The sequence below is a fragment of the Pseudomonas ulcerans genome, assembly GCF_036324125.1.
In the GTDB taxonomy this organism is placed as follows: Bacteria; Pseudomonadota; Gammaproteobacteria; order Pseudomonadales; family Pseudomonadaceae; genus Aquipseudomonas; species Aquipseudomonas ulcerans.
Genome location: NZ_JAZDQN010000004.1, coordinates 248,503 through 270,748, shown reverse-complemented (window position 1 = coordinate 270,748; position 22,246 = coordinate 248,503). Strand labels below are relative to the sequence as shown.

General features: G+C 64.7%; 21 protein-coding genes. 7 read left to right on the top strand and 14 right to left on the bottom strand.

Annotated features, from left to right (window positions below):
• Positions 1-78: 78 nt before the first annotated feature.
• The 6 genes from V0R59_RS06195 to exbB all read right to left on the bottom strand — a co-directional run bounded on the left by V0R59_RS06195 (position 79) and on the right by exbB (position 6,886).
• The gene (locus V0R59_RS06195; RefSeq protein ID WP_330072817.1) at positions 79-1,479 is read right to left on the bottom strand and encodes an aminoacyl-tRNA deacylase and HDOD domain-containing protein; all 1,401 of its coding nucleotides are present in this window, start codon (positions 1,477-1,479) and stop codon (positions 79-81) included.
• A 79-nt stretch (positions 1,480-1,558) separates the two neighbouring features.
• A complete protein-coding gene (recG, locus tag V0R59_RS06190) occupies positions 1,559-3,637 on the bottom strand; it encodes an ATP-dependent DNA helicase RecG (protein ID WP_330072816.1) in 2,079 nt (692 codons plus the stop codon).
• Positions 3,638-3,646: 9 nt separating this feature from the next.
• Complete coding sequence (locus V0R59_RS06185; RefSeq protein ID WP_330072815.1) at positions 3,647-4,567, bottom strand: hydrogen peroxide-inducible genes activator; 921 nt, start codon at positions 4,565-4,567, stop codon at positions 3,647-3,649.
• A gap of 145 nt (positions 4,568-4,712) precedes the next feature.
• Positions 4,713-5,447 (bottom strand): energy transducer TonB, encoded by a 735-nt coding sequence (locus V0R59_RS06180; RefSeq protein ID WP_330072814.1) that lies wholly within the window; start codon positions 5,445-5,447, stop codon positions 4,713-4,715.
• Positions 5,444-5,872, bottom strand: a complete 429-nt coding sequence (gene exbD / locus V0R59_RS06175) for a TonB system transport protein ExbD (protein ID WP_330072813.1) — start codon at positions 5,870-5,872, stop codon at positions 5,444-5,446. The genes V0R59_RS06180 and exbD overlap by 4 nt, the downstream gene beginning before the upstream one ends.
• Positions 5,873-5,875: 3 nt before the next feature.
• Positions 5,876-6,886, bottom strand: a complete 1,011-nt coding sequence (exbB, locus tag V0R59_RS06170; RefSeq protein ID WP_330072812.1) for a tonB-system energizer ExbB — start codon at positions 6,884-6,886, stop codon at positions 5,876-5,878.
• A 197-nt stretch (positions 6,887-7,083) separates the two neighbouring features.
• On the opposite strand from exbB, the gene V0R59_RS06165 reads away from it, so the two are divergent.
• The gene (locus V0R59_RS06165) at positions 7,084-7,941 is read left to right on the top strand and encodes an NAD-dependent epimerase/dehydratase family protein (RefSeq protein ID WP_330072811.1); all 858 of its coding nucleotides are present in this window, start codon (positions 7,084-7,086) and stop codon (positions 7,939-7,941) included.
• A gap of 26 nt (positions 7,942-7,967) precedes the next feature.
• Here the strand turns inward: V0R59_RS06165 and V0R59_RS06160 are convergent, their stop codons facing one another.
• The 5 genes from V0R59_RS06160 to V0R59_RS06140 form a co-directional block, all read right to left on the bottom strand.
• Positions 7,968-8,705 carry a hypothetical protein gene (locus V0R59_RS06160; protein WP_330072810.1) on the bottom strand — a complete coding sequence of 246 codons (738 nt, stop codon included), beginning with the start codon at positions 8,703-8,705 and terminating at the stop codon, positions 7,968-7,970.
• 55 nt (positions 8,706-8,760) lie between these two features.
• On the bottom strand, positions 8,761-9,141 hold the full coding sequence (locus V0R59_RS06155) for a RidA family protein (RefSeq protein WP_330072809.1): 381 nt from the start codon (positions 9,139-9,141) through the stop codon (positions 8,761-8,763).
• Positions 9,142-9,164: 23 nt separating this feature from the next.
• A complete protein-coding gene (gene spoT, locus V0R59_RS06150; RefSeq protein ID WP_330072808.1) occupies positions 9,165-11,273 on the bottom strand; it encodes a bifunctional GTP diphosphokinase/guanosine-3',5'-bis pyrophosphate 3'-pyrophosphohydrolase in 2,109 nt (702 codons plus the stop codon).
• A gap of 60 nt (positions 11,274-11,333) precedes the next feature.
• Positions 11,334-11,597 (bottom strand): DNA-directed RNA polymerase subunit omega, encoded by a 264-nt coding sequence (gene rpoZ / locus V0R59_RS06145; protein ID WP_330072807.1) that lies wholly within the window; start codon positions 11,595-11,597, stop codon positions 11,334-11,336.
• A 166-nt stretch (positions 11,598-11,763) separates the two neighbouring features.
• Complete coding sequence (locus V0R59_RS06140; RefSeq protein ID WP_330072806.1) at positions 11,764-12,636, bottom strand: LysR family transcriptional regulator; 873 nt, start codon at positions 12,634-12,636, stop codon at positions 11,764-11,766.
• 206 nt (positions 12,637-12,842) lie between these two features.
• On the opposite strand from V0R59_RS06140, the gene V0R59_RS06135 reads away from it, so the two are divergent.
• The 4 genes from V0R59_RS06135 to V0R59_RS06120 all read left to right on the top strand — a co-directional run bounded on the left by V0R59_RS06135 (position 12,843) and on the right by V0R59_RS06120 (position 18,149).
• Positions 12,843-14,225: a glutamine synthetase family protein gene (locus tag V0R59_RS06135; RefSeq protein WP_330072805.1), complete on the top strand. Its 1,383-nt coding sequence runs from the start codon at positions 12,843-12,845 to the stop codon at positions 14,223-14,225.
• A gap of 16 nt (positions 14,226-14,241) precedes the next feature.
• Complete coding sequence (locus tag V0R59_RS06130; RefSeq protein WP_330072804.1) at positions 14,242-15,735, top strand: aldehyde dehydrogenase; 1,494 nt, start codon at positions 14,242-14,244, stop codon at positions 15,733-15,735.
• A gap of 64 nt (positions 15,736-15,799) precedes the next feature.
• On the top strand, positions 15,800-16,540 hold the full coding sequence (locus V0R59_RS06125; protein ID WP_330072803.1) for a gamma-glutamyl-gamma-aminobutyrate hydrolase family protein: 741 nt from the start codon (positions 15,800-15,802) through the stop codon (positions 16,538-16,540).
• 76 nt (positions 16,541-16,616) lie between these two features.
• Entirely contained in the window at positions 16,617-18,149 is a 1,533-nt protein-coding gene (locus V0R59_RS06120) for an APC family permease (protein ID WP_330072802.1), read from the top strand.
• A 21-nt stretch (positions 18,150-18,170) separates the two neighbouring features.
• Here V0R59_RS06120 and gmk read toward each other — a convergent pair whose 3' ends face one another.
• Positions 18,171-18,791: a guanylate kinase gene (gmk, locus tag V0R59_RS06115; protein ID WP_330072801.1), complete on the bottom strand. Its 621-nt coding sequence runs from the start codon at positions 18,789-18,791 to the stop codon at positions 18,171-18,173.
• Positions 18,792-18,804: 13 nt separating this feature from the next.
• Entirely contained in the window at positions 18,805-19,668 is an 864-nt protein-coding gene (locus V0R59_RS06110; protein WP_330072800.1) for a YicC/YloC family endoribonuclease, read from the bottom strand.
• Between the two features lie 238 nt (positions 19,669-19,906).
• On the opposite strand from V0R59_RS06110, the gene rph reads away from it, so the two are divergent.
• Positions 19,907-20,629, top strand: a complete 723-nt coding sequence (gene rph, locus V0R59_RS06105; protein ID WP_330072799.1) for a ribonuclease PH — start codon at positions 19,907-19,909, stop codon at positions 20,627-20,629.
• A 63-nt stretch (positions 20,630-20,692) separates the two neighbouring features.
• On the opposite strand, the gene V0R59_RS06100 is transcribed toward rph, so the two are convergent.
• A complete protein-coding gene (locus V0R59_RS06100) occupies positions 20,693-21,472 on the bottom strand; it encodes an exodeoxyribonuclease III (protein WP_095158959.1) in 780 nt (259 codons plus the stop codon).
• A gap of 80 nt (positions 21,473-21,552) precedes the next feature.
• On the opposite strand from V0R59_RS06100, the gene pyrE reads away from it, so the two are divergent.
• On the top strand, positions 21,553-22,194 hold the full coding sequence (pyrE, locus tag V0R59_RS06095; protein ID WP_330072798.1) for an orotate phosphoribosyltransferase: 642 nt from the start codon (positions 21,553-21,555) through the stop codon (positions 22,192-22,194).
• Positions 22,195-22,246: the final 52 nt, after the last annotated feature.

Here is a 22,246-nt window from a genome sequence, read left to right as displayed (position 1 = left end):
GGTTCACCCGCGATTGCAGTGGTGAACTCACCACCGTAATCGCGGGTGAACCCGCTCCCACAAGGTCCGCGTCGTTTTTCAGTGCTGGCTGAACTGCGAAGCCAGTTCGCGCAGCATCACTTCCGCTTCCAGCACCTTGTTCACCACGTCCTCGGCCTTTTCGCGGCTGATGTTCAGGCGCTCCAGCAATTCGTCCGGGATGGCCTCGTCCGGCCCCGAGCCGATGCCGCGGGCACGCAACAGGCGCACCGACAGGCACACCAGGTTGGCGAACGGCGAATGGTCGCGGGCATAGTAAGGGTCATTCTGGAAGCGCAGCGCAGTGGCCAGTTCGTCCGGCATGTCCCAGAAGCGCATCAGCCAGGCGCCGATCTGCTCGCGGCTGATGCCCAGCAGATGCTGCTCGACATAGCTGTGGCAGACGTGCGGGTTGACCTCCAGGTGGCGGCAGATCAGCGAGAAATGCGGCGGGAACACGTGGGCCAGCAGCAGGTAGCCGAAGTTGTGCAGCAGCCCCGCCAGGTAGGTCAGGCCGGCTTCCGGACGTTCGGCCCGCGGCATGGCGCGCGTCAGCCCTTCGATCACCGCGGCGGTGTAGATCGATTGCTGCCAGTACGGCGTGGTGTGTTGCGGATGGTCCTTCGGCAGGCTCAGGGTCTTGCCCAGGGCCAGGCCCAGCGCCAGGTTGATCACCAGGTCGAAACCCAGCACGCGGACGATGGCGTCTTCCACCGAGCGGATCTTGCCCGGCGAGGCGTAGTAGGGCGATGCCGCCCAGCTCACCACCTGGGCCGCCAGCGCCGGGTCGGTTTCCACCACGCCGGTGATGTCGTCGATGGTGGCGTTGGGATCGACCCGCAGCTTGATGATCTTCTGCGCGGTCTCGGCCAGCGGCGGAATCTCGATGGTCGACTCCAGGCGCTGCTGGATGCGTCGTGCGGTGAAGGCCTGGACCGCCTGGGTGATTTCCTCGCGGTCGTCCGCCGGGCGGTCGAGGTTGGGGTGGATCTGGCTCAGCAGCTCGCCGAACTTGCCGGCGCTGGCCTTGCTGAGCATCTTGCGGAAGTCGTCGCGCTCGATTTCCAGCAGCAGCCCGGCTTCACCCGAGTGCACCAGCAGGGCCGGCGGCTTGAGCACGCTTTCTTCGTACAGGCAGGGCGAGCTGGTCAGTGCCGGAATGCCCGGGAGGATCTTCAGCCCGTGCTTGTCGAGCATGTGCTGCAGACGCTCCAGTGGCACGGCGGCCAGCGTGCGCCCGGTCAGTTCGGTCAGGCGGCTGAGGTCGAGCAACTGGTTCTGCGGGAACAGCACCATCAAGGCACCCACCGAGTCGTCCAGCAGGACGGCCTGGATGCGGGTTTCAGGCGGCAACTGCGGGTGATCGGCCACTTCGCGGTAGGCGACACCCAGCTTGTCGAGCAGCAGCCGGATAACAGACGGAACCTGTGGGGTTGCGGTATCGAGGGCAACTTCAATCATGGTCTGTATCCAAATTCTTTACAGTGGCAAGAGTATAACCAGCCTGACCGGCAGGCTGGATCCAATTCCGCCGAAGACGTCACACTTGGCCGTATTGCTGGCCATGACGCAGCCAGCGTTCCAGTAGCGGGCTGACGTGATCGGGCCAGCGCGCCAGCAGGGCCTGGGCCGCGTCGCGCACGGCAGGCAGCAGGTCGGCGTCGCGCATCAGGTCGGCGACCTTGAACTGCAGCAGGCCGGTCTGGCGGGTGCCGAGCATTTCCCCGGGGCCGCGCAGCTCCAGGTCCTTTTCGGCGATGACGAAACCGTCATTGGTCTCGCGCATGATCCCCAGGCGTTCACGACCGATCTGCGACAGTGGCGGGTGGTACAGCAGCACGCAGTGACTCACTGCGCTGCCGCGCCCGACCCGGCCGCGCAACTGGTGCAACTGGGCCAGGCCCAGGCGCTCGGGGTTCTCGATGATCATCAGGCTGGCGTTGGGCACGTCGACGCCGACCTCGATCACCGTGGTCGCCACCAGCAATTGCAGGCGACCTTCCTTGAATTCAGCCATCACCGCGGCTTTTTCCGCGGGCTTCATGCGACCGTGGATCAGGCCGACGCGCAGCTCGCCAAGGGCGCTGGAAAGCTCCTCGAACGTGGTCTCGGCGGCCTGGCAGGTCAGTTCTTCGGATTCTTCGATCAGGGTGCACACCCAATACGCCTGGCGCCCCTCGGCGCAGGCGGCGCGGACCCGCTCGACCACCTCGAAGCGGCGACTGTCGGCCACCAGCACGGTATTGACCGGGGTACGTCCTGGCGGCAGTTCGTCGAGGATCGAGGTGTCGAGGTCGGCGTAGGCGCTCATCGCCAAGGTCCGCGGGATCGGCGTGGCGGTCATGATCAACTGGTGCGGGCAGAACTGGCCGCCGACACCCTTCTGGCGCAGGGCCAGGCGCTGCTGCACGCCAAAGCGGTGCTGTTCGTCGATGATCGCCAGGGCCAGGTTGTGAAACTTCACTTCTTCCTGGAACAGCGCGTGAGTGCCAACCACCATCGGCGTACCCGTGGCGATCTGCTCCAGCGCCGCGACGCGGGCCTTGCCCTTGAGCTTGCCGGCGAGCCAGGCGACTTCGATGCCCAGTGGCTCCAGCCAGCGCTTGAAGGTGATGAAGTGCTGTTCGGCGAGGATCTCGGTAGGCGCCATCAGCGCCACCTGGTAACCGGCCTCCAGGGCCTGCAGCGCGGCGAGGGCGGCGACCACGGTCTTGCCGGCGCCAACGTCACCCTGGACCAGGCGCAGCATGGGTTCCTGCTGGCTCAGGTCGTAGGCGATCTCGTTGCCGACCCTTTGCTGCGCGCCGGTCGGCGGGAAGCCCAGGTTGGCGAGGAACTGCCTGGGCAAGCGGCTGGCCTTCGGCAATACCGGCGCGCGCAGGGCCCGTAGGCTTTCCCGCAGGCGTTGCTGCGAGAGCTGGTGGGTCAGCAGTTCTTCGAAGGCCAGGCGATGCTGGGCCCAGTGCTGGCCCTCGGCAAGTTCGTCGACGTCGGCATCCGCCGGCGGCTGGTGCAGGTAGCGGATCGCCTCGTCCAGCGGACCAAGGTGATAGTCACGGGCCAGCTCGTCCGGCAGCCAATCCGGCAGGCTGCGCGGGCCGAGCAGCGCCAGGGTCTGCTGGCTCAGCTGGCGCAGGCGCTGCTGGGTCAGGCCCTCGGTGGTCGGGTAGATCGGCGTCAGGGTCTGGTCTACCGGAGGTGGCGGCTCGTTGCCGTTGAGCACGCGGTATTCCGGATGGTAGATCTCCAGGCCCGAAGCTCCGGGCCGGGCTTCGCCGTAGCAGCGCACATGGGTGCCGCGCTTGAGCGCGTCCTTCTGCGCCATGCTGAAGTGGTAGAAGCGCAGGCTGAGCACGCCGCTGCCGTCACCCAGGCGCACCACCAGGCTGCGGCGCTTGCCCATGACCACGTCGGCACCGCTGACCACCCCTTCGATCACCGCATCCTGGCCCGGACGCAGGGCGCCGATGGGCACCACGCGGGTGCGGTCCTGGTAGCGCAGCGGCAGGTGGAAGAGCACGTCCTGCAGGTTCTCCAGGCCGACCTTGGCCAGCTTTTCGGCCAGGGCTTCGCCAACGCCTTTCAGTGCCGTGACCGACACATGGGACAACTCGGTCATGACAACGACCTACTCGCCCGTGAGTGGCTTGGCCACGGAGCAGAGGCGGATCGAATCGGCGAGGATCTCGATGGCCTTGGGCCGCGGGAAGCTTGCGCGCCAGGCGATGGCCACGGTGCGGAATGGCGCCGGTGGGCTCAGCGGACGGACTTCGATCACCCCGGGTGCGTAATGATGGCTGTGCACCGCCGACAGCGGCAGGATCGACACGCCCAGGCCGGAGGCGACCATGTGCCGGATGGTTTCCAGCGAACTGGACTCTACCGTGGTGTGCTTGGCCCCGTCGTTGCCCTTGCCCAGGGTCGGGCAGGCTTCAAGGACCTGGTCGCGGAAGCAGTGGCCCTCGCCGAGCAGCAGCAGGCTCTTGTCGTTGAGCAGGCTGGCGTCGATGGTCGCCTGCTGGGTCCACGGATGGCCACTAGGCATCAGCACGTAGAACGGTTCGTCGTACAGCGGCAGGGTCAGCACGTCGGCTTCGTTGAACGGCAGGGCGATGATCACTGCGTCCAGTTCCCCGTTGCGCAGCTTGTCACGCAGCACGTGGGTGAAGTTTTCCTCGATGTACAACGGCATCTGCGGGGCGACCCGGTGCAACTGCGGAATCAGGTGCGGGAACAGGTAGGGACCGACGGTGTAGATCGCCCCGACCTTGAGCGGCGCGGTCAGCTGGTTCTTGCCGGCCTGGGCCAGTTCGCGAATACCCTGGGCCTGCTCGAGGACCTTCTGCGCCTGGGCGACGATGCTTTCGCCGACCGGGGTCAGGCGCACCGCGCTCTTGCTGCGCTCGAAGATCAGTACGCCCAGCTCGTCCTCCAGCTTTTTCACGCCCACCGACAGGGTCGGCTGGCTGACATGGCAGCGTTCGGCGGCATGGCCGAAGTGCTGTTCCTGGGCAAGAGTGACGATGTAGCGTAGTTCTGTGAGGGTCATAGCATGCGTCCATGAAGTAGCGGCCCCAGCATAGCGGCTGCAACCGATAGACGCACCTTATCAGACTTGGGTCAGTGCGACAGAAACGACGATCTTGGCCGAAAAAAAGCCGGCCGCATCAGCGGCCGGCTTTCAGTTGCGGGGCTCAGCGCTTGTCCAGCGAGTAGACGAACGGCGCAACCACTTCGATGCTGCCGTTGTTCAGCAGCTCCTTCGGTGGTGGCGGCACCGGCTGGGCCTTGCGGATCATCTCCAGTGTCGCGCGGTCCAGCGCGGCGCTGCCCGAACCACCGGCCAGCGAGTAGGAGAGGACCTTGCCTTCGGCATCGACCACGAAACGCAGGCGGTTGATACCTTGCAGGCCGCGACGACGGGCGTCTTCCGGGTAGCGCTTGAACTTGCCCAGGTGACGCAGCAGGTCGCTTTGCCAGGTCGGCAGGGCGTTGCTGTTGGTCGCGATGCTCGGTGCCGGGGCTGCCGATTTCTGCGCCGGAGCGGTGCTCGGCGGGGTGTCGGCGACTTCCTGCTCGACCGGTTTTTCCTTCGGTTCTTCCTTCTGCTCGGGCTTCGGCGGTTGTGGCTTGGCCTTCGGCTTGGCAGGTTTCGGAATGGCGATTTTCGGTTTCGGTGCCTCGACCAGCTTCGGCAGCGGCGGTTCTTCCACAGGTGCGGGCGGCTGTGGCGGGGTCACCACCTTGGGCGGTGGCGGCGGTGCCGGTTCCGGCAGCGGCGCCATCTCGATCATCATGGCCGCGGGCGGCAATTCGATAGCCTGTGGTGTCGACCAGTTCAAGGTCAGCACGATGGCAATGGCATGCACTGCCAGTACGAGTAACAGGCTACCGCCGTAACGCCCCAGCTTGTACCGGGTCTCGATCATTTCTTCGCTGCCGTCTCAAGCCCGACCAGGCCGACCTTGAGATAGCCGGCGGCGCGCAGAATGTTCATGACTTCCATCAGATCGCCGTAGTCCACGCCCTTGTCGGCCTGGAAGAAGATCGTGGTTTCCTTGTCGCCCTTGGTCTTGGCATCCAGCATCGCGCCGAGCTGGTCCTGCTGCTGGACCAGGTCTTCGCCCAGGTACAGCTTCTGGTCGGCCTTGACGCTGAGGAATACCGGTTTCTCCGGCCTCGGTGCGGGTTTCGCCGTCGAGGCAGGCAGGTCGACCTTGATGTCGACCGTCGCCAGCGGTGCCGCGACCATGAAGATGATCAGCAGCACCAGCATCACGTCGATGAACGGCGTTACGTTGATTTCGTGGTTCTCGGCGAGATCGTCGCCACCCTCGTTAAGATGCAGGCCCATGGCTTACCCCACTTTCACCATGTGCGGCTGAGCGGAACGCTCGCCTGGCTGGTGGTCCAGGTCACGGCTGACCAGCAGCAGGACCTGCGCCGAAGCGTCGGACACCTGCGCCTTGTAGCCGGCGATGGAGCGGGCGAAGACGTTGTAGATGACCACGGCCGGGATGGCTGCAACCAGGCCCAGGGCGGTGGCCAGCAGGGCTTCGGCGATACCCGGGGCGACCACAGCGAGGTTGGTGGTCTGGGTCTTGGCGATGCCGATGAAGCTGTTCATGATGCCCCACACGGTACCGAACAGACCGACGAACGGCGCGGTGGAACCGATGGTGGCGAGTACGCCGGTGCCGCTGGACATGTTGCGGCCGCTGGCGGCAACCAGGCGCTCCAGGCGGAAGCTCACGCGCTCCTTGATGCCTTCCTTCTCGCGGGCGTTGGCCGACAGGTGCATTTCTTCCAGGGCGTCATGCACCAGGACATGCGCCAGGGTGCCCGGCTGGTCGGTTTTCTCCGACGCGTCCTTGAGGGTGGCGGACTTCTTCAGCACTTCGATCTCGCGGCGCAGGCGGCGCTTGGCACCCAGCAGCTCGAAGCCTTTGGCGATCCAGATGGTCCAGGTGATGATCGAGGCGATGGCCAGGCCGATCATGACCGCCTTCACCACCACGTCGGCGTTCTGGTACATGCCCCATGGCGACAGGTCGTGGCCCATGCCCAGGGTGGTGTCTTCGGCCAGAGGCTCGCCGTCCGCATTCAGCGGCTGGTCGGCCGCGCCTTCCACCGGAGCGGCGGCCGGGTCGACCGGAGCAGTTGCGGCATGTTCGGCACCCGGCGCGACCGGAGCGGCACCTTCCGCTGCCGGAGTGGCTGGCGCAGCGGCAGCAGCAGGGGCTGCCTGGGCGGCGGTCGGCTCGTCGGCCATGGCGACTGGCGTCAGCATCAGGCTGAACATCAGCGCGGCGATGGCGCGCAGGGAGCGCGACGTGGTTGGCGAAGCGGAAGGTTGGATACGTGTCATGCTGGCCGGACCTGATGAAGATGAATGGGTGGATGGTCTTCAGGGCCTCGAAACAGGCCGAGAACAAAAAAAGGGTGGCCATTATTGCAAGTAATTCTTGTTAGCAGAAGTAATAAAGTAGCTTTTTTTACAGTGGTCGCTAGCCGCCTATCGATTTTGGCGGGATAGTGCGGGTCAATCGTTACGGGAGTTTCAGCATGTCTACCCCTTCAGTTCTGGTCGTCGGTTGTGGCGATGTAGGTGGTCGTCTGGCCAGGCAAATGCTGGCGGACGACTGGTCGGTGAGTGGCTTGCGGCGCAATGTCGGGGCGTTGCCGGAGGGTGTTGTCGCCATTGCCGCCGATCTGGAGCAGCGCCAGGTGCCGGCCGGCTGGCCGAGCGCCAGCCCGGATTACCTGGTCTATTGCGTGGCCGCGAGCCAGCATGACGAGGCCGGTTATCGCTCGGCCTATGTCGAGGGATTGCGCAATGTGCTGGCCTGGCTGGCCGAGCGTGGGCAGAAGCCGCGCCGGTTGCTGTTCGTCTCCAGCAGCAGTGTTTTCGCCCAGCAGGGTGGCGAATGGATCGATGAAACCGCAGAGACCGCGCCGCAGGAGTATTCCGGACGGGTGATGCTGGAGGCCGAGCGGCTGGCGCTGGACAGCGGCATCCCGGCCAGCGTGGTGCGGCTTACCGGGATCTACGGGCCGGGGCGTGAATGGCTGTTGAGCCAGGTACGCCAAGGCTATCGGGTCGCCGAGGAGCCGCCGCTGTACGGCAATCGCATCCATGCCGAGGACGCGGCGGGCCTGCTGGCGTTCCTGCTACGTGCGGATCATGCCGGGACGCCGCTGGACGATTGCTATATCGGTGTGGACGACGCACCCGCACCACTGGCCGAAGTGGTGGCCTGGTTACGCGAGTACATGGGGGTTACCGAGTGGTCGGAACAGCAGCGGGTGCGGCGTACCGGTAGCAAGCGCTGCAGCAATGCACGGGCCCGGGCGCTAGGCTGGGCGCCGGCTTATCCCAGCTATCGCGAAGGCTATGCGGCGATTCTGGAGGGCCGAGGCTAGCTGGTCGCGAGGTTGCTGGGGCGGGTCTACTTGCGCTCCAGCAACCAGCGCCGTGCACCCGGCCGCAGTTCCGGCATCTCGTCCGGCTGCGCTTCGTTGATGGCCTGGAAGATCTCCAGTTGCTTGCCATCGCGCTTGAAGATCCACGGGTTGCCCTGCTGGTTGCGCTCCAGCCAGAGGCTGTCGTACTTGCCGGTCATGGTCGCGCAGTCGCCCGAAAGGCACAGGGCATAGCGGTCGAGGTTGGGCAGGCCGTCGAGGCTGCCGTTGTCGCGGAAGCGCACGGTGCCGCCCTGGCCTGGACCTTCCAGAACACGCCAGTCGCCTTTCATGTAGGCACCGTAGAGGGCCTTCTCGAAGGTGGCGCCTGGCGGAATGTCGGGGTCGATCACGTTGGTGCTGCGCTGGAAGTGCTGCTCCGGGGCCCACTCACTGGTGGCCTGGACCAGTTCCTTGCCGTCCAGCGTGAGGTTTTCCACCTGGTCGCCGTCCAGTTCCACCTGCCAGTGGTTGTCGTCGACCGCCTTCAGGCGCCCCTCGACCAACTCGAAGCCATTGCTGTAGCTGGCCTGGTTCGCAGCAACGTTGACCTTCCACTCGAAGTTCGGACCGTTGCGCTCCAGCGCGTAGCGCAGGCCGGTGCCCTTGGAGGCAGCATCGATCGCGGCCTGGTTGATCCAGATGCCGTTGTAGTCTTCGGGTTTGTGGCTGGCACAGCCGCCGAGCAGTGCGGCAACCAGCGAAAGGGCAAGCGCGTGGCGCATGACGGGGTCCTTCAGGAAAAAAGCGCGGCGAGCCGGACGGCTCGCCGCAGGGGTATCACTCGAGAACCAGGATCGCGTCCATCTCGACCTGCGAGCCGCGTGGCAGGGCGGCGACACCGATGGCCGCGCGCGCCGGGTACGGCTGTTCGAAGTAACGGCCCATGACTTCGTTGACCTTGGCGAAGTGGCCCAGGTCGGTCAGGAAGATGTTCAGCTTGACGATGTCCTTGAACGAACCGCCAGCGGCCTCGGCCACGGCCTTCAGGTTCTCGAAGACCTGGACGGTCTGGGCCTCGAAGCCTTCGACCAGTTCCATGGTTTTCGGATCGAGTGGGATCTGGCCCGACATGTACACGGTGTTGCCGGCCTTGATCGCCTGGGAGTAGGTGCCGATGGCGGCAGGTGCCTTGTCGCTGTTGATGACGGTCTTGGTCATGGTGACTCCTTGCAAGGGAAGGGCTACGCGCGCATGCGGGTGATTCGGATGACGCCCGTCAGCGCGCGCAGTTTCTTGATCACGCGGGCCAGGTGCACGCGGTCGTGCACGCTGACCACCAACTGGACGACGCTGATGCGACCATCGCGCTCATCCATGCTGATTTTCTCGATATTGCCATCGGCAGCGTTGACGCTGCTGGCGAGCAGGGCGATCAGGCCGCGCTGGTGCTCCAGCTCGACGCGCAGCTCCACGTTGAATTCGCCGGTGACGTCCTTGGCCCAGGACAGCTGGATGCATTTTTCCGGGTTGTGGCGAATCTCGCTGATGTTGCGGCAGCTTTCCAGGTGCACCACCATGCCCTTGCCCGCCGACAGGTGACCGACGATCGGGTCGCCCGGGATCGGCGTGCAGCACTTGGCGTAGCTCAGCACCAGGCCTTCGGTACCGCGGATGGCCAGCGGACCCTCCGGGTTCGGCAACTGCTCTCCCTCGGTGGACAGCAGGCGTCGCGCCACCACGTAGGCCATGCGGTTGCCCAGGCCGATGTCTTCCAGCAGGTCCTCGATCAGCTCCAGGCGGTACTCGCCGAGCATGGCCTGGATGCGCTCCGGCGGGATCTTGTCGAGGGCGCTGTCGAAGCCGTTGAGCACCTTGTTCAGCAGGCGTTCGCCGAGGTTGATCGACTCGGAGCGACGCTGCAGCTTGAGGGCGTGACGGATGTGCGTGCGCGCCTTGCCGGTGACCACGAAGTTGAGCCAGGCCGGGTTGGGCCGGGCGCCCGGGGCGCTGACGATCTCGACGGTGGAGCCGCTTTGCAGCGGTTCCGACAGCGGCGCCAGGCGGCGGTTGATACGGCAGGCGATGCAGCTGTTGCCGACGTCGGTGTGCACCGCGTAGGCGAAGTCGACCGCAGTGGAGCCCTTTGGCAGCTCCATGATGCGGCCCTTGGGCGTGAACACGTAGACCTCGTCCGGGAACAGGTCGATCTTCACGCTCTCGATGAATTCGAGGGAGTTGCCCGCACGTTGCTGCAGTTCCAGCACGCCCTTGACCCACTGCCGCGCGCGGGCATGGGTGCCCTTGGGCTGCTCGTCGTCGCTCGACTTGTACAGCCAGTGCGCGGCAATGCCGTTGTTGGCCATCTCTTCCATCTCGCGCGTGCGGATCTGGATCTCGATGGGCACGCCGTGCATGCCGAACAGCGTGGTGTGCAACGACTGGTAGCCGTTGGCCTTGGGAATCGCGATGTAGTCCTTGAAGCGACCGGGCAGCGGCTTGTACAGGTTGTGTACGGCGCCGAGCACGCGGTAGCAGGTGTCGACCTTGTCGACGATGATGCGGAACGCGTAGACATCCATGATCTCGTTGAAGGCGCGGCGCTTGCCGCGCATCTTCTTGTAGATGCCGTAGATGTGCTTCTGCCGCCCGCTGACCTCGCCCTCGATGCCGTCGACGGCCAGGCAATGGCTCAGCGACTCTTCGATCTTGTTGACGATTTCCTTGCGGTTGCCGCGGGCGCGCTTGACTGCCTGGTAGATGCGCGCCGAGCGCATCGGGTACATCGCCTTGAAGCCCAGGTCCTCGAACTCGATGCGCACGCTGTGCATGCCGAGGCGATTGGCGATGGGGGCGTAGATTTCCAGGGTTTCCTTGGCGATGCGCCGGCGTTTCTCGCCGGACAGCACCTCAAGGGTACGCATGTTGTGCAGGCGGTCGGCCAGCTTGACCAGGATCACGCGGATATCGCGGGCCATGGCCATGGCCATCTTCTGGAAGTTTTCCGCCTGGGCCTCGGCCTTGGTCTCGAAGTTCATCTGAGTCAGCTTGCTGACGCCATCGACCAGCTCGGCGACGGTCTCGCCGAACTGCGAACTGAGGGCTTCCTTGGCGATGCCGGTGTCTTCGATCACGTCGTGCAGCATGGCTGCCATCAGACTCTGATGGTCCATGTGCATGTCGGCGAGGATGCTGGCGACGGCCAGCGGATGCGTGACGTACGCCTCGCCGCTGCGGCGGCGCTGGCCGTCGTGGGCCTGCTCGGCGTAGAAATAGGCCCGGCGGACCAGGTTGACCTGGTCGGGACCCAGGTAGGTCGACAGACGATCGGCGAGGGCATCTATGCTCGGCAAGATTCGACCTCCTGCCGAGGATTGGGGACCCGCGCCGTACAACGTCGACCAGGCATGGACTTAGACGGCCTCGTTGGCCTCGTCCTCGAACGCAGTGAAGACTGGGTCCTCAGTGACGATCTCTTCGGCGGCGATGAACTCGGGGGTCACGAAACCTTCGGCGATTTCGCGCAGTGCAACAACGGTAGGCTTGTCGTTTTCCCAGGCCACTTTCGGCTCTTTGCCGCCGGTAGCCAGTTGACGGGCACGCTTGGTGGACAGCATGACCAGCTCAAAGCGGTTATCAACGTGTTCCAGGCAGTCTTCAACGGTTACGCGGGCCATGGTGTTCCTCAAGTAGCAAATGCGGTGTACTGCCCGGATGGGCGAGCGGACTCGACAGTTTAAAAAATCACCAGCCTTTAGGGAAGCGCTGATTTCGGCGTCGAGCCCCGGATACGCTGACGATACCTACTTGTAAGCGTCTATTTCAATAGTCTTCGCCTATCGCTCAGATCAAGGCGTTGCGCAGGCGCGGTGTCAGCTCGTCGAACAGGGTCTGCACCGAGCGCAGGGCGCGGCAATCCGGGCGGGTCAGCAGCCACAACTGGGTGTCGCAGCCGGGCAGGGCGTCGCTCAGTTGCTCGACTCCCGGCAGGGTATGAGCCATGTAGTCCGGCAGCGCCGCCACGCCCATGCCGGCGGCGACCAGTTGGGCGATGGAGGCGATGCCGCTGCAGCGATAGCGCGGCAGCACGCCGGGGAATTTCTCGCTGCGCCAGACCACGGTGGGGTGGTCCTGCATGGAATCGTCGGGGGCGATCCACGGCACGTTGGCGGGGGATTCGTTCAGGCGTTCGCGAAACTCCTCGCGACCGCAGACGACATAGGACGCTGAACCCAGGCAGCGTCCTACAAGATGTTCCGGTGGCGTATTGGTCAGGCGCAATGCCAGGTCGGCGTCGCGGCGGCTGAGGTTGGCGAAGGTGTTGGAGGTCGCCAGTTCCAGGGTCAGTGCCGGGTAGGCCGGCATGAACTCGGCCAGTGCCGGCAGCAGCAGGCTGTGCAGCACCGCGTCGGTGCAGGTCAGGCGTACCGTGCCGCTGACCACCTGCTCGCCATGGGCCAGGGCCACCCGCGCCGCGTCCAGCGCCTGTTCCGCGCGCTCGGCCTGTTCGGCCAGGGCCTGGGCGGTGCCGGTGGGAATGTAGCCCTTGCGGCTTTTCACGAATAGCGCCGTGCCCAGCGCCGCCTCCATCCGCCGGATCGAGCGGAAGACCGTGGAAACGTCGACCTTGAGCAGTTCCGCCGCTTTCGCCAGGGAGCGTCCACGGACCAGGGCGAGAACCAGGGAGAGGTCGGCATGGCTGATCTGATATTGCATTGGTGCACTCTTCGCTTGCCTAAACGCCAATGTCTGTTTGCGTGACGGCCATTCTATAGTGCGAACGTGGCCGTCAAGCAAGGTTTGTCGCGCCCCCAGATCCTCGATGGACTACCGAGAACAAGACCAGCCATCGCCGCCCCGAATACCCGCGTTACCTCCCTACATCGCTGCCCCCAATAAAAACTCCAAAGGATGCCTAAGCCATGACGTCGGTCTCCCCGTGCGCCATCCCCGTTGACGAAATGGGCGAATTTCTCAAGGCCCACCCAGAGGTGCAGTTCGTCGATCTGCTGATCGCCGACATGAATGGCGTGGTGCGCGGCAAACGCATCGAGCGGGCGAGCCTGGTCAAGGTCTATGAGAAGGGCATCAACCTGCCCGCGTCGCTGTTCGCCCTGGATATCAATGGTTCGACCGTGGAAAGCACCGGCCTGGGCCTGGATATCGGCGACGCCGACCGCATCTGCCACCCGATTCCCGGCACCCTCAGCTTCGAACCGTGGCAGAAGCGCCCCACCGCGCAATTGCTGATGACCATGCACGAGCTGGACGGCACGCCGTTCTTCGCCGATCCGCGGGAAGTGCTGCGCCAGGTGGTGAGCAAGTTCGATGACATGGGCCTGACCATCTGCGCCGCGTTCGAGCTGGAGTTCTACCTGATCGACCAGGACAACCTGAACGGTCGCCCGCAGCCGCCGCGTTCGCCGATCTCCGGCAAGCGCCCGCAATCGACCCAGGTCTACCTGATCGACGACCTCGACGAATACGTCGACTGCCTGCAGGACATGCTCGAAGCCGCCAAGGAGCAGGGCATCCCGGCCGACGCCATCGTCAAGGAAAGTGCCCCGGCGCAGTTCGAAGTGAACATGCACCACGTCGCCGACCCGATGAAGGCTTGCGACTACGCCCTGCTGCTCAAGCGGGTGATCAAGAACATCGCCTACGACCATGAGATGGATTCCACCTTCATGGCCAAGCCCTACCCGGGCCAGGCTGGCAACGGCCTGCACGTGCACATCTCGCTGCTGGACAAGGCCACCGGCAAGAACATCTTCAGCAGCGACGACCCGGAGCAGAACGACGCCCTGCGCCACGCCATCGGTGGCGTGCTGGAAACCATGCCGGCGTCGATGGCCTTCCTCTGCCCGAACATCAACTCCTATCGCCGCTTCGGCGCGCAGTTCTATGTGCCCAATGCGCCGAGCTGGGGCCTGGACAACCGTACCGTGGCGGTCCGCGTTCCGACCGGCAGCAGCGATTCGGTGCGCATCGAACACCGCGTGGCCGGCGCCGACGCCAACCCCTACCTGATGATGGCCGCGATCCTCGCCGGCATTCACCACGGGCTGAGCAACAAGATCGAGCCGGGTGCGCCGGTCGAGGGCAATTCGTACGAGCAACTGGAACAGAGCCTGCCGAACAACCTGCGCGACGCCCTGCGCGAGCTGGACGACAGCGAAGTGCTCAACCAGTACATCAGCCCCGAATACATCGATATTTTCGTCGCCTGCAAGGAAAGCGAACTGGCGGAGTTCGAGGTGTCGATTTCCGACCTCGAATACAACTGGTACCTGCATACGGTCTGATGCCCGGAGAAGAACAATGACAATCCCCTCTCGCGAACACTGGGAAAGCCTCTCCCGGGACCTGCATATCGAAGGCCGCGCCTTCATCGACGGTGAATACCGCGACAGCGCCTCCGGCGCCACCTTCGACTGCACCAGCCCGGTGGATGGCCGTGCCCTGGCCGCCATCGCCAGTTGCGATGCCGCCGATGCCGACCTGGCCGTGGCCGCGGCTCGTCGCAGCTTCGACAGCGGCGTATGGGCCAACCAGGCCCCGGCGCAGCGCAAGCGCGTGCTGATCGCCTTCGCCGACCTGCTGCTGGCCAACGCCCAAGAGCTGGCGCTGCTGGAAACCCTCGACATGGGCAAGCCGATCGGCGACTCCCTGAGCATCGACATTCCCGCGGCGGCCAATTCGATCCGCTGGATGGCCGAGGCCATCGACAAGGTCTACGACGAAGTCGCGCCGACGCCCCATGACCAGCTTGGCCTGGTGACGCGCGAGGCCGTGGGCGTGGTCGCGGCCATCGTGCCGTGGAACTTCCCGCTGATGATGGCCTGCTGGAAGCTGGGGCCAGCCCTGGCCACCGGTAACTCGGTGATCCTCAAACCGTCCGAAAAATCCCCGCTGACCGCCATCCGCGTCGCGCAGCTTGCGTTGCAAGCCGGCATCCCGGCGGGCGTGCTCAACGTCCTGCCGGGCTACGGCCATACCGTGGGCAAGGCCCTGGCCTTGCACATGGACGTCGACACGCTGGTGTTCACCGGATCGACCCGCATCGCCAAGCAACTGATGGTCTATGCCGGCGAGTCGAACATGAAGCGCGTGTGGCTGGAGGCTGGCGGCAAGAGCCCGAACATCGTCTTCGCCGACGCCCCGGACCTGCAGGCCGCTGCCGACGCTGCGGCGGCCGCCATCGCCTTCAACCAGGGCGAGGTGTGCATCGCCGGTTCGCGCCTGCTGGTGGAGCGTTCGATCAAGGAGCGTTTCCTGCCGATGGTAGTGGAGGCGCTCAAGGCCTGGAAACCGGGGCATGCCCTGGATCCGCAGACCCGCGTCGGGGCACTGGTCGATACTACCCAGCTGGACACCGTGCTCGGCTACATCGAGGCCGGCAAGGCCGATGGCGCGTCGCTGGTCAGCGGTGGGCGCCAGGTGCTGGAAGACACCTGCGGGGTGTATGTCGAGCCGGCGATTTTCGATGGCGTGACCAATGCCATGCGCATCGCCCGTGAGGAAATCTTCGGCCCGGTGCTGTCGGTGATCACTTTCGACAGCGCCGAGGAAGCCATTGCCATCGCCAACGACTCGCCTTTCGGCCTGGCGGCGGCGGTGTGGACTGCAGACATCTCCAAGGCCCACCGCAGCGCCCGTGCACTGCGCGCCGGCAGCGTGTGGATCAACCAGTACGACGGCGGCGACATGACCGCACCGTTCGGTGGTTTCAAGCAGTCAGGCAACGGTCGCGACAAGTCGCTGCATGCCTTCGACAAGTACACCGAGCTGAAGGCGACCTGGATCAAGCTGTAAGACATCTCTGAGACGCCGCCGACCCTGTGGGGCGGCGCCGACTTCGTCAAGAGAGGCTGAATCGATGAAAACCCCTTTGATCGGCGTCACCTCATGCCGACAGATGCTCGGTCACACTGCCTCCCACACCGTGGGCGACAAGTACGTCGAGGCCGCCGGGTTCGCCGGCGTGCCGCTGATCCTGCCGGCGCGCGATCAGGCGCTGGACCCGCAACGCCTGCTGGAACGCCTCGACGGCATTCTTTTTACCGGTTCGCCTTCAAATATCGAGCCGCATCATTACAATGGCGCCCCCAGCGCGGAAGGCACCCGGCACGACATCCCGCGTGACCGCCTGACCCTGCCGCTGCTGCGCGCGGCCATCGCCGCCGGCGTGCCGGTGTTCTGTATCTGCCGCGGTTTCCAGGAGCTCAACGTGGCCTTGGGCGGCTCCCTGCACCAGCGTGTCCATGAGCTGTCTGGCTACCTGGACCACCGCGAACCGCATGACGCCCCGCTGGAAGAACAATACGGTCCACGGCACCTGGTCAGCGTCGAGCCCGGCGGGCAATTCCAGCGACTGGGTTTGCCGCAAAGCTTCATGGTCAACTCGTTGCACGGCCAAGGCATCGACCGTCTGGCTGACGGGCTGCGGGTCGAGTCCCTGGCGCCGGACGGGTTGGTGGAAGCGGTTTCCATGGAGGACGCCCCCGGCTTCGTGGTCGGGGTGCAGTGGCATCCGGAATGGCGTTATGCCGAAAACCCGGTTTCGTTGCGTCTGTTCGAGGCGTTCCGTGCAGCCTGCCAGGCCTACGCCGGGAAGTGACCCGGCAGTTTCATCGAGTGCGGGCATTCCCCAGGGATGCCTTGAAAAACAATACCAATAGCGACGACATCTACTCATGAGCGAATTCGAAGCAAGCCTGTCCTCGAGTCCGGCGGGGCTGGCTCGCAAGGCATCCAAGGGGTTGGCCAAGGGCCGCCTCGGACTGCTCGCCAGTATCGTGCTCGGCATCTCCACCATCGCCCCGGTGTACACCCTCACCGGCGCCCTGGGTCCCACGGTGCGGGAAGTCGGCCAGCACCTGCCGGCCGTGTTCATCGTCGGCTTCCTGCCGATGCTGCTGGTCGCCCTCGGCTATCGCGAACTCAACGCGGCGGAGCCGGACAGCGGCACCTCCTTCACCTGGTCGGCCCGCGCCTTCGGCCCGATGATCGGCTGGATCGGCGGCTGGGGGCTGGTCACCGCGACCACCATTGTGCTGTCCAACCTGGCCGGCGTGGCGGTGGACTTCTTCTATCTGTTCCTCGGGCAACTTGTCGGCAGCCACGAGGTGGCTGCGCTGAGCGATAACCTGCTGGTCAACGTGGTCACCTGTTGCGTGTTCATCGCCATGGCCGTGTGGATCTGCTGCCGCGGCATCGGCACCACCATGACCGTGCAGTACGGCCTGGTGGCCTTGCAGTTGCTGGTGCTGATCGGCTTCGCCTTCGCGGCGTTCGGCGGGTCGACGGAGCCCCCGCCGATGGACTTCGATATCAGCTGGTTCAACCCGTTCGGCGTTGAGTCGTTCTCGGCCTTTACCGCCGGGCTGTCGCTGTCGATCTTCATCTTCTGGGGCTGGGACGTGTGCCTGACCATGAGCGAGGAGTCGGTGGGCAGCGACGAAATTCCTGGCCGGGCTGCGACCCTGACCGTACTGCTGATCCTCGGCCTGTACCTGGTCACCGCGATTGCCACCCTGCAATTCGCCGGGATCAGCGAGGAAGGCCTCGGCCTGGGCAACCCGCGTATCCAGGAAAACGTCTTCGCCCACCTGGCTGGCCCGGTCATGGGGCCGCTGGCAATCCTGATGTCCATTGCCGTGCTGGCGAGCACTGCCGCGTCGCTGCAGTCGACCTTCGTTTCCCCGGCGCGGACCCTGCTGGCCATGGGTTACTACGGCGCCGTGCCGGAGCGCTTCGCCCGCATCTGCCCGCGCTCGCAGACCCCGCGCTACGCCACCATCTGCGCCGGCGTCGCCGCAGGCGTGTTCTACGTGACCATGCGCACCCTCAGCGAAAACGTACTGGCCGACACCATCACCGCTTTGGGCATGATGATCTGCTTCTACTACTCGCTGACCGCTTTCGCCTGTGTCTGGTATTTCCGCCACAGCCTGTTCGACAGCCTGCGCCACTTCTTCATGCGCGGCCTGTGCCCGCTGCTGGGCGGAGTGATTCTTTCGGTGATCTTCGTGCAGACGGCCATCGACAGCGCTTCGCCGGAATTCGGCAGCGGCTCGCATGTGGGCGGGTTGGGGCTGGTATTCGTGATCGCGATGATCATCCTGCTGCTGGGCATCGTCCTGATGCTGCTGTCGCGTCTGCGCGCGCCGGCGTTCTTCCTTGGCATGACCTTGCGTCGTCATGCCACCATCCCCAGCCGCCGCTGAAGCGGCCGGGGCGGCGAGGGCTCAAGCCAGCAGTTGCTTGAGCAGCTCGCCGTGGCGCTGCTGCTGACCGTCGCGCTGCAAGCGGTTGGCGCGGAACACGGCTTTCAGGTCTTCCAATGCGGTGGCGAAATCGTCGTTGATGATGACGAACTCGTACTCGTCGTAGTGCTCCATCTCGCTGACGGCTTCGCGCATCCGGCCTTCGATGATCTCGTCGCTGTCCTGGCCACGGTTGGTCAGGCGCTGGCGCAGGGCCTGTTGGCTCGGCGGCAGGATGAAGATCGAGCGGGTGCCCGGCATCAGCTTGCGCACCTGCTGCGCGCCCTGCCAGTCGATTTCCAGGATCAGGTCGTGGCCCTGGTCCAGAGTCTGTTGCAGTGCCTGGCGCGAGGTGCCGTAGCAGTTGCCGAAGACCTCGGCCTGTTCGAGGAAGTCGCCCTGGGCGTTCATGCGGTCGAATTCGGCGCGGTCGACGAAGTGGTAGTTCACCCCGTCGTGCTCGCCCGGACGCATGGCGCGGGTGGTGTGCGAGACCGACACGCGGATGTGGTTCAGGTCGTCGGTCAGGGCCTTGACCAAGCTGGTCTTGCCGGCGCCGGACGGCGCGGAAATGATGAACAGGGTGCCGCTGCTGTGTTTCATGATGGGGGTGGCCTTACTCGATGTTCTGTACTTGTTCGCGCATCTGCTCGATCAGGACCTTGAGGTTCACTGCCGATTGCGTGCTGCGCGGGTCGAAGGCTTTGGAGCCGAGGGTGTTGGCTTCGCGATTGAGTTCCTGCATCAGGAAGTCCAGGCGCCGGCCCGCCGCACCGCCGGACTTGAGCACGCGACGCACTTCGGTGACGTGGGTGCTGAGGCGGTCGAGCTCTTCGGCGACATCGCTCTTCTGTGCCAGCAGGACCATTTCCTGTTCCAGGCGCTGCGGGTCGAGTTCGGCCTGCATGTCGGTGAAGCGGTCGAGGATCTTCTGCCGTTGCGCCGCGAGCATCTGCGGGACCAGGGCGCGCAGGGTGGTGACTTCCTGGCTCATGCTGTCCAGGCGCTCGTTGATCAGGCGGGCCAGTTCGGCGCCTTCGCGGTTGCGGCCGTTCTTCAGCTCTTCGAGGGCATTCTCGAACAGGTTGAGGGCTTCCTGGTTCAGCGCCTGCGGGTCGCTGGCATCTGCCACCAGCACGCCGGGCCAGGACAGCACGGTCAGCGGGTTCAGCGGCGCAGGATTCTTGATCAGCGCGGCCACGGTCTCGGCGGCTTCCACCAACTGGCGGGCGCGGTCCTGGTCGACCTGCAGCGACTTGCTGGCGTTTTCCTCGGTGAAGCGCAGGGTGCACTCGACCTTGCCGCGGGACAGGCCCTGGCGCAGCGCCTCGCGCACGGAGCCTTCGAGGTCGCGGAAGGCTTCAGGCAGGCGCAGGTGCGGTTCGAGGTAGCGGTGGTTGACCGAGCGCAGTTCCCATATGAGGGTGCCCTGGGTCCCGGCTCGTTCGACACGAGCGAAGGCGGTCATGCTGTGCACCATGGGAAGTACCTCGCAGATAGATGAAGGGGAAAGCCGACAGGCTGCAAAGGCGCAGGATTGTAACGCAGTGCGCAGTCCGGTCCCATCCACTGATGTTACAAACCGCCGGAACAGGGGTGGGTGAATCCCGACCGGGGGAACACAATGAATGGACCGCTAACTCCCTCAGGCATGTCCACTGCGCGCCTTGCGCTCTATAATGCTCGGCAGATTCGAACCCCCAGTACAGGTATCCCTTATGAAACGTCCAAGTGGTCGCGCCGCCGATCAGCTCCGCTCGATCCGCATCACCCGCAACTACACCAAGCACGCCGAAGGGTCGGTACTGGTCGAGTTCGGCGACACCAAGGTCGTCTGCACGGTCAGCGTCGAAAATGGTGTCCCGCGCTTCCTGAAAGGCCAGGGCCAGGGCTGGCTGACCGCCGAGTACGGCATGCTGCCGCGCTCCACTGGCGAGCGTAACCAGCGCGAGGCCAGCCGTGGCAAGCAAGGCGGCCGCACCCTGGAAATCCAGCGCCTGATCGGCCGTTCGCTGCGCGCCGCGCTGGACATGAGCAAGCTGGGCGACATCACCCTGTACGTCGACTGCGACGTGATCCAGGCCGACGGCGGGACCCGCACCGCCTCGATCACCGGCGCGATGGTCGCCCTGGTCGATGCCCTGCGCGTGGTCAAGAAGCGTGGCGGCCTGAAGGGCGGCGACCCACTCAAGCACATGATCGCCGCGGTCTCCGTGGGCATGTACCAGGGTGAAGCGGTCCTCGACCTGGACTATCTGGAAGACTCCGCCGCCGAAACCGACCTGAACGTGGTCATGACCAGCGCCGGCGGCTTCATCGAAGTCCAGGGCACCGCCGAAGGCGCGCCGTTCCAGCCGGAAGAGCTGAACGCCATGCTGGCCATCGCCCAGAAAGGCATGGCCGATCTGTTCGAGCTGCAGAAGGCCTCGCTGGCCGATTGATCCGCAAATTGCGGACAACAAAAAGCCGACCCCAGGGTCGGCTTTTTCGTGGCTGCGTGACGATCAGATCGTAAGCGTCCAGTCGTAGTCCACGATCAGCGGCGCATGCTGCGAGAAGCGCGGCTGGCGTGGCAGGCGTGCGCTGCGCACGAAGCGGCGCAGGCCGGGAGTCAGCAGCTGGTAGTCGAAGCGATAGCCCAGGTTGAGCATCTCCGCCTGTTCGTTGTCCGGCCACCAGCTGTACTGGTCACCTTCGCGGCTGACCTCACGCAGGGCGTCGACGTAGCCCATGTTGCCGACGATCTCGTCCATCCAGGCGCGCTCAGGGGCGAGGAAGCCCGGCGACTGCTGGCTGTCGCGCCAGTTCTTGATGTCGAGCTTCTGCTGCGCCACGTAGAGCGAGCCGCAGTAGATGTATTCACGGCGTTTGCGCCGCTGCTTGTCCAGGTACTTGGCGAAGTCGTCCATCAACTTGAACTTCTGGTTCAGGTCTTCGTCGCCGTTCTGCCCGGAAGGCAGGAGCAAGGTGGCAATACTGACTTTGTCGAAGTCGGCCTGCAGGTAACGCCCATAGCGGTCGGCTGTCTCGAAGCCCAGGCCGCTGATGACTGCCTTGGGCTGCAACCGCGAATAAAGCGCCACGCCGCCTTGGGCGGGTACTTCTGCGTCGCAGGCATAAAGGAAGTAGCCATCTAGCTGAAAAGCCGGGTCATCGAGTTCAAAGGCCGAGGCGCGGGTATCCTGAAGGCAGATGACGTCGGCATTCTGGGCTTGCAGCCAGCTGAGCAACCCTCGCTCGACCGCAGCCTGAATGCCATTCACGTTCACACTGATGATCCGCATAAATGGCCCCAAAAATCTCGTGCGTGTATGATACCCGAGCTGTACTCAATTAGCTAAATCCGTGGTATCCGGGACTCCTCATGCAGCCGTATCAGCGCGAATTCATCCGTTTTGCCATCGATCGCGGGGTTCTGCGCTTCGGTGAGTTCACCCTCAAGTCGGGTCGTACCAGCCCCTATTTCTTCAATGCCGGCCTGTTCAACAGCGGTTCGGCCCTGGCCCAGCTCGGGCGTTGCTACGCGGCGGCGATCGTCGACAGCAAGATTCCCTTCGACGTACTGTTCGGCCCGGCCTACAAGGGCATTCCCCTGGCGGCGGCGACCGCAGTGCAACTGGCCGAGCAACACCAGCTCGATGTGCCATGGTGCTTCAACCGCAAGGAAGCCAAGGACCACGGCGAAGGCGGCAGCCTGGTCGGCGCACCGCTGGCCGGTGAAGTGCTGATCATCGACGACGTGATCACCGCCGGCACCGCGATCCGCGAAGTCATGCAGATCATCAAGGCCCAGGAAGCCCGTGCCGCTGGCGTACTGATCGCGCTGAACCGCGAAGAGCGTGGCAATGGCGAGCTGTCGGCGATCCAGGAAGTGGAGCGCGACTTCGGTATCCCGGTGGTCAGCATCGTCTCGCTGACCCAGGTCCTCGAGTTCCTCGCCGACGACCCGCAGCTCAAGCAGCACCTGCCGGCGGTAGAAGCCTACCGCGCGCAGTACGGTATCTGATTGCAGCGAACATGAAAAAGGCGACCGATTGGTCGCCTTTTTCTTTGCCCGC

What these genes read in the sequence shown, in the direction of transcription:
- V0R59_RS06195 (WP_330072817.1), bottom strand. Translation starts at nt 1,479, where the DNA reads ATGATTGAAGTTGCCCTCGATACCGCAACCCCACAGGTTCCGTCTGTT.
- recG (WP_330072816.1), bottom strand. Translation starts at nt 3,637, where the DNA reads ATGACCGAGTTGTCCCATGTGTCGGTCACGGCACTGAAAGGCGTTGGC.
- V0R59_RS06185 (WP_330072815.1), bottom strand. Translation starts at nt 4,567, where the DNA reads ATGACCCTCACAGAACTACGCTACATCGTCACTCTTGCCCAGGAACAG.
- V0R59_RS06180 (WP_330072814.1), bottom strand. Translation starts at nt 5,447, where the DNA reads ATGATCGAGACCCGGTACAAGCTGGGGCGTTACGGCGGTAGCCTGTTA.
- exbD (WP_330072813.1), bottom strand. Translation starts at nt 5,872, where the DNA reads ATGGGCCTGCATCTTAACGAGGGTGGCGACGATCTCGCCGAGAACCAC.
- exbB (WP_330072812.1), bottom strand. Translation starts at nt 6,886, where the DNA reads ATGACACGTATCCAACCTTCCGCTTCGCCAACCACGTCGCGCTCCCTG.
- V0R59_RS06165 (WP_330072811.1), top strand. Translation starts at nt 7,084, where the DNA reads ATGTCTACCCCTTCAGTTCTGGTCGTCGGTTGTGGCGATGTAGGTGGT.
- V0R59_RS06160 (WP_330072810.1), bottom strand. Translation starts at nt 8,705, where the DNA reads ATGCGCCACGCGCTTGCCCTTTCGCTGGTTGCCGCACTGCTCGGCGGC.
- V0R59_RS06155 (WP_330072809.1), bottom strand. Translation starts at nt 9,141, where the DNA reads ATGACCAAGACCGTCATCAACAGCGACAAGGCACCTGCCGCCATCGGC.
- rpoZ (WP_330072807.1), bottom strand. Translation starts at nt 11,597, where the DNA reads ATGGCCCGCGTAACCGTTGAAGACTGCCTGGAACACGTTGATAACCGC.
- V0R59_RS06140 (WP_330072806.1), bottom strand. Translation starts at nt 12,636, where the DNA reads ATGCAATATCAGATCAGCCATGCCGACCTCTCCCTGGTTCTCGCCCTG.
- V0R59_RS06135 (WP_330072805.1), top strand. Translation starts at nt 12,843, where the DNA reads ATGACGTCGGTCTCCCCGTGCGCCATCCCCGTTGACGAAATGGGCGAA.
- V0R59_RS06130 (WP_330072804.1), top strand. Translation starts at nt 14,242, where the DNA reads ATGACAATCCCCTCTCGCGAACACTGGGAAAGCCTCTCCCGGGACCTG.
- V0R59_RS06125 (WP_330072803.1), top strand. Translation starts at nt 15,800, where the DNA reads ATGAAAACCCCTTTGATCGGCGTCACCTCATGCCGACAGATGCTCGGT.
- V0R59_RS06120 (WP_330072802.1), top strand. Translation starts at nt 16,617, where the DNA reads ATGAGCGAATTCGAAGCAAGCCTGTCCTCGAGTCCGGCGGGGCTGGCT.
- gmk (WP_330072801.1), bottom strand. Translation starts at nt 18,791, where the DNA reads ATGAAACACAGCAGCGGCACCCTGTTCATCATTTCCGCGCCGTCCGGC.
- V0R59_RS06110 (WP_330072800.1), bottom strand. Translation starts at nt 19,668, where the DNA reads ATGGTGCACAGCATGACCGCCTTCGCTCGTGTCGAACGAGCCGGGACC.
- rph (WP_330072799.1), top strand. Translation starts at nt 19,907, where the DNA reads ATGAAACGTCCAAGTGGTCGCGCCGCCGATCAGCTCCGCTCGATCCGC.
- V0R59_RS06100 (WP_095158959.1), bottom strand. Translation starts at nt 21,472, where the DNA reads ATGCGGATCATCAGTGTGAACGTGAATGGCATTCAGGCTGCGGTCGAG.
- pyrE (WP_330072798.1), top strand. Translation starts at nt 21,553, where the DNA reads ATGCAGCCGTATCAGCGCGAATTCATCCGTTTTGCCATCGATCGCGGG.